Source organism: Pseudomonas sp. 18.1.10 (genome assembly GCF_024655625.1).
Taxonomy (GTDB): Bacteria; Pseudomonadota; Gammaproteobacteria; order Pseudomonadales; family Pseudomonadaceae; genus Aquipseudomonas.
This window is the reverse complement of record NZ_JANLGL010000187.1, coordinates 4,512-10,483: the sequence shown is the minus strand read 5'-3', so window position 1 is coordinate 10,483 and position 5,972 is coordinate 4,512. Positions and strand designations below refer to the sequence as shown.

Annotated in this window: 3 protein-coding genes; 2 read left to right on the top strand and 1 reads right to left on the bottom strand. The window is 61.2% G+C overall.

Going from position 1 to position 5,972, the window contains the following annotated elements; translation table 11 throughout:
- Positions 1–204: 204 nt before the first annotated feature.
- A complete protein-coding gene (gene rmf / locus NUV89_RS23530) occupies positions 205–420 on the bottom strand; it encodes a ribosome modulation factor (protein ID WP_002553055.1) in 216 nt (71 codons plus the stop codon).
- Positions 421–952: 532 nt separating this feature from the next.
- Here rmf and rlmKL point away from each other — a divergent pair.
- Both rlmKL and NUV89_RS23520 read left to right on the top strand, forming a co-directional pair.
- Complete coding sequence (rlmKL, locus tag NUV89_RS23525; protein WP_257783206.1) at positions 953–3,217, top strand: bifunctional 23S rRNA (guanine(2069)-N(7))-methyltransferase RlmK/23S rRNA (guanine(2445)-N(2))-methyltransferase RlmL; 2,265 nt, start codon at positions 953–955, stop codon at positions 3,215–3,217.
- A 140-nt stretch (positions 3,218–3,357) separates the two neighbouring features.
- Positions 3,358–5,766, top strand: coding sequence for a GGDEF domain-containing protein (locus NUV89_RS23520; protein ID WP_257783205.1), 2,409 nt, complete (start codon positions 3,358–3,360; stop codon positions 5,764–5,766).
- The last annotated feature ends 206 nt before the right edge of the window (positions 5,767–5,972 follow it).

The window sequence follows — 5,972 nt, the reverse complement described above, 5'->3', positions numbered from 1 at the left end:
TCAGTCGAAATACCTGTGACTGACACGCCGCCTTCGCGAGCAAGCCCGCTCCCACAGAGACCCGTGAGCGTCACGCTCTATTTTCCAGGCAATAAAAAGGGCTCCATAAAGGAGCCCCCTGGGCCGAAGCCCGCCGCCCGGATAGGACGTGCATGGTTAAGTCATTACATCTTCAACAGTGTATGTCGGAATTGAATGCCCTGATTAGCCGACGGCGTGAAGTTCGTTGAGTCTGTGGATTCCCGCAGTGCCAGTCATACCGTCCCAGTTGTCGCCGCGTCCTTCTCGCCAGCCGTTGATCCAGGCTTGGCGTACCGACGGTAGAGTAAATGGGCAAAGCTCACGGGATTTGCCATGAACGCCATATTGATATCCGCGTAAAAATGCTCTTTCCAACGGATCACGCTTAAGTCTTCTCATAGGGTGTTTCCCTCACTTGTTGACTGTCTTGATATCCTTCGGCCTCGTCTGGGGCCGGGCAGAGTTTTTCTGCCGTTGGTGGGCTCGCTGCCGGCGTGGCGAGCCTATGTGTCGGCGTCGTTACGGCGCCAACCTGTGTTGAGTTCTAACCAATAGGTCACATGGATTCAATGATCGTTTTGTCATAAGCACGTAACGATAACGATGCTATAGCCATAAGCTGGGATGGCTTTTCGCCCCATTTACCTGGCAAAGCCAGCTATGATGCACCCTGCAAAGAGGATGGGTTTAATCCTTTAGTGAGAATGCCCGCCTGTTGCAGTCGGTTACTATTCGACGAAGGGTCGGAATATTTCCTTTTGTTTCGCCACATTATCTATCTGCCCCGTCAACCACGGCCTCAAGGCCCGGCAGGCGGGGTGGGACGGCACATTCGTGCCACGCGAGCACTCTTCAAGAAAAGTGCTTGATTGAAAACCGAGCCGGCGATGCGTCGCCCGTTCATTTATTGCTGAAAAGCCTGGAATGCCCCATGTCGGACCGTTTTGAACTCTTCCTCACCTGCCCCAAGGGCCTCGAAGGCCTGCTGATCGAGGAAGCCGTCGGGCTTGGCCTTGAGGAAGCCCGCGAGCACACCTCGGCCGTGCGCGGCATGGCCGACATGGAAACCGCCTACCGCCTGTGCCTCTGGTCGCGCCTGGCCAACCGCGTGTTGCTGGTCCTCAAGCGCTTCCCGATGAAGGACGCCGAAGACCTCTACCACGGTGTGCTGGATATCGAATGGGCCGAGCACATGGTCCCCGACGGTTCCCTGGCCGTGGAGTTCAGCGGCCATGGCTCGGGCATCGACAACACCCACTTCGGCGCGCTGAAGGTCAAGGATGCGATTGTCGACAAGCTGCGCACCCCGACCGGCGAACGTCCGTCCATCGACAAGATCAACCCGGACCTGCGCATTCACCTGCGCCTGGACCGTGGCGAGGCGATCCTTTCCCTCGACCTCTCCGGCCACAGCCTGCACCAGCGTGGCTATCGCCTGCAGCAGGGCGCCGCGCCGCTGAAGGAAAACCTGGCCGCCGCGATCCTGATCCGTGCCGGCTGGCCGCGCATTGCTGCCGAAGGCGGTGCGCTGACTGACCCGATGTGCGGCGTGGGCACCTTCCTGGTGGAAGGCGCGATGATCGCCGCCGACATGGCGCCCAACCTGAACCGTGAGTTGTGGGGTTTCACCACCTGGCTCGGTCACGTCCCTGCACTGTGGAAGAAACTTCACACCGAAGCGTCGGAACGTGCCGCTATCGGCATGAACAAGCCACCGCTGTGGGTGCGTGGCTATGAAGCCGACCCGCGGCTGATCCAGCCTGCGCGCAACAACATCGAGCGTGCCGGCCTGAGCCATTGGATCAAGGTCTACCAGGGCGAAGTCGGCACTTTCGAGCCGCGCCCGGACCAGAACCAGAAAGGCCTGGTCATCTGCAACCCGCCGTACGGCGAGCGTCTGGGTGACGAAGCCAGCCTGTTGTACCTCTACCAGAACCTCGGCGAACGCCTGCGCCAGGCGTGCATGGGCTGGGAAGCGGCGGTGTTCACCGGTGCGCCGGACCTGGGCAAGCGCATGGGCATCCGCAGCCATAAGCAGTATTCGTTCTGGAACGGCGCGTTGCCGTGCAAATTGCTGCTTATCAAGGTCAACCCGGACCAGTTCGTCACCGGCGAGCGCCGCACCCCGGAGCAGCGCCAGGCCGAACGTGAGCAAGCCGCTTACGATCAAGCCCCGGTGGAGCCGCAAGAGCGCCAGTACAACAAGAACGGCAACCCGATCAAGCCAGCCCCGGCGCCGGTGGTTGAACAGGCGCGCCTGAGCGAAGGCGGGCAGATGTTCGCCAACCGCCTGCAAAAGAACCTCAAGCTGCTGGGCAAGTGGGCCAAGCGCGAAGGCGTGGATTGCTACCGCGTGTACGACGCCGACATGCCGGAATACTCCATGGCCATCGACCTGTATCACGATTGGGTCCACGTCCAGGAATACGCCGCACCGAAGTCCATCGACCCGGAAAAAGCCTCCGCGCGCATGTTCGATGCCCTGGCCGCGATTCCCCAGGCGCTGAAGATCGACAAGAGCCGTGTAGTGGTCAAGCGACGCGAGCGTCAGAGCGGCACCAAGCAGTACGAGCGCCAGAGCGCCCAGGGCAAGTTCACCGAAGTCAGCGAAGGCGGCGTGAAGCTGCTGGTCAACCTCACCGACTACCTCGACACCGGCCTGTTCCTCGACCACCGCCCGATGCGCATGCGCATCCAGAAAGAAGCGGCGGGCAAGCGTTTCCTCAACCTGTACTGCTACACCGCCACCGCGAGCGTGCATGCAGCCAAGGGCGGCGCGCGCAGCACCACCAGCGTCGATTTGTCGAAGACTTACCTGGACTGGGCGCGTCGCAACTTCTCGCTCAACGGTTTCTCCGACAAGAACCGTCTGGAGCAGGGCGATGTGATGGCGTGGCTGGAAGCCAGCCGCGATGAGTTCGACCTGATCTTCATCGACCCGCCGACCTTCTCCAACTCCAAGCGCATGGAAGGCATCTTCGACGTGCAGCGTGACCACGTGCAGTTGCTCGACCTGGCCATGGCCCGCCTGGCGCCGGGTGGCGTGCTGTACTTCTCGAACAACTTCCGCAAGTTCGCGCTGGAGGACAACCTCAGCGAACGCTACGCGGTCGAGGAAATCAGCGACAAGACCATCGACCCGGATTTCGCGCGTAACGCGAAGATCCACCGGGCGTGGAAAATCACCGCGCGCTGATCGCCGTCACTAAAAGCCGCAAGCCTGGAATATTCCGGCCTTGCGGCTTTTTTACGCTGGTCAAATACAGGCCCTATGGCTATAACTTAACGCCTAGCCAAAGTGACACCCCCCGCACGCTGGCGTTGTGAGTGTTGCCTATGCCGTTGCAAGCCGTTCGCCCGAAAATCCTTGGTTTTATCAGTGAGCAGGCATCGGCTTGGCTGGTGGCATTGGTGGTGTTATTGGCGGGTGCTGCGCTGACGCTGATTGTCGCGTGGGCGGCGTCCAACCTCTATCAGCAACAGCTGCGCCAGCGCTTTCAGTTGCTGGTCAATGAACGTTACAGCCGCCTGCAAGAGCGCTTTGAGGACCAGGAGCAACGCCTGGGTAGCCTGCGGCGTTTTTTCGTCAATTCCGGCGACGTATCCCTTGAAGAGTTCGACGGTTTCGCCCAACCCCTGTTGCTGCGCGCCCGTGCCTATTCGTGGGCGCCGCGGGTTTTTCGCGATCAGCGCAGCGCGTTTGAGCAGGAAGTGTCGCGCCAGCGCGGCAAGCCCTTTGTCATTCGCGAGCTGGACGCCACGGGCGAGTTGGCTCCTGCGCCCGAGCGCGATGAGTACGTGCCGGTGCTCTACAGCCAGACCCAGAGCCTGCTCGGTTCGCCGTTGGGCTTTGACCTGCTGGCCCAGCCACTGCGCCGCTCAGCCCTTGAACGTGCGCTGAAGACCGGCAAGATGGCGGTGTCGCAACCCATGCAACTGGTGGGGGTGGAACCGTCCTATGCTGCCGGCGTATTGCTGGTAGCACCCGTCAGCAAGCCGCCGGACAGCCAGCAATCCCAGCCCGAGGCCTATGGCTTCGTGATGGCCGTGATCAGCATGCGGCAGTTGGTGGCCGATGGCTTGCCCAAGCCAAACCGCGACAACCTGGTGATGCAGATCATCGACACCTCCGACACTCAGAAGCGCGTGCTGTATGCGTCCAGCAATGCGCCAGGCAGCAGCGACCTGGTTGCCGCGCGCCGACTGACCCTGGGCGATCACGTCTACGCCCTGAGCCTGCAAGCGAGCCAGGTGTTCGACCAGGCCAACCACTCTTCGATGAACACCATCCTGACCATGGGCGGCCTGCTCAGCCTGCTGCTCAGCGCGTTGCTGTATGTGCTGGTCAGCCAGCGTCAGCGCGCGCTGAAAATGGTCGAGCAACGCACCGAGCAATTGCGCCTGAGCGAGCTTGAATTGCGCGGGGCCCACGGGCAACTGCGCAGCGTGTTGAACGCGGCGACCCAGGTCGCGATCATCGCCACTGACCTGCGCGGTGTGATCAATACGTTCAATGCCGGTGCCGAGCAGATGCTGGGGTTCAAGTCCGACGACGTGTTGGGCCGCCTGACCCTGGAAAGCCTGCACCTGGCACCTGAGCTGGACGCGCGCGCCGCCAGCCTGAGCATGGTCATGGGCAAGCGTATTCCGCCGAGCCAGGCGATGTTGGTCGAGAGCCCTGACCACCCGCACGAGGCCCGCGAGTGGACCTTGAAGCGCCAGGATGGCAGCCAGTTGACGGTGAATATGCTGGCTACCGTGTTGCTGGATGACCACGGCTTGTGGGTTGGGCACTTGGCGATCTACCTGGACGTCACCGAACAAAAACGTGCCTACGAAGCCTTGGCTGCACGGGATCGCCTGCTGAAAAAACTCAGCGCCCACGTCCCCGGCGGGATCTTCCAGTTCACCCTTGAGCCCAAGGACAACTGGCGCTTTATCTACGCCAGCGATGGCATACGCGATATCTATGAGATCGAACCGGGGGTGCTGCAACAGGACGCCAGCAAGGCGCTGGAGCGTATTCATCCACTGGACATCGAGCGGGTGCGCGCTTCGATTCGCTTGTCGGCGCTGCAGTTGAGCCATTGGCGTGAAGAGTACCGCGTGCAGTTGCCGCAGCGCGGCGTGCGCTGGATTCGCGGCGAGGCTACGCCGGAAGAGTTACCCGGAGGCGGTACGTTGTGGCATGGCTATGTGTCGGATATTTCAGATCTGAAGCGGGTTGAAGAAGAGCTGCGCGCCCTGTCGATTACCGATTCGTTGACGGGTATTCATAACCGTCGGTATTTCCAGGATCGCCTCAAGGCCGAGATGGTGCGGCTCAACCGGGTTTCGGGGGCGCTGTCGCTGATAATGCTGGATATAGACCACTTCAAGCGGATCAACGACCAACACGGTCACGGCGTGGGCGACGGCGTGTTGCAGGAGTTGTGCAAGCGCATCAGCGTGCGCCTGCGGCGTACCGACGTGTTCTGCCGTTTGGGTGGGGAAGAGTTCATGGTGCTGTGCCCCAACACCGATGGCGAGCAGGCCTACTGCCTGGCGATGGAGCTGTGGCAGTCATTGCGCAGCGAGCCGATGGAGCCGGTCGGTATTGTTACTGCGAGTTTTGGCGTGGCCAGTTGGCGCGTTGATGAGGGGATCGATGGGCTGCTGTTGCGCGCTGACTCGGCGGTGTATGTCGCCAAGCAGGCCGGGCGGGATCGGGTGGAGGCCCGGGATAGCGGCAGGTCAGTCAACTGATGGGTGACTGATCGATCGCCATCGCGGGCAAGCCCGCTCCCACATTTTGATCGGGTTCACACCCATTTTGCTTTGCGAACCCAATCCACTGTGGGAGCTGGCTTGCCTGCGATAGCGGCGTGTCAGTCACAGATATGCAAACTGACACTCTGCCATCGCGGGCAAGCCCGCTCCCACATTTTGATCGGGTTCACACCCATTTTGCT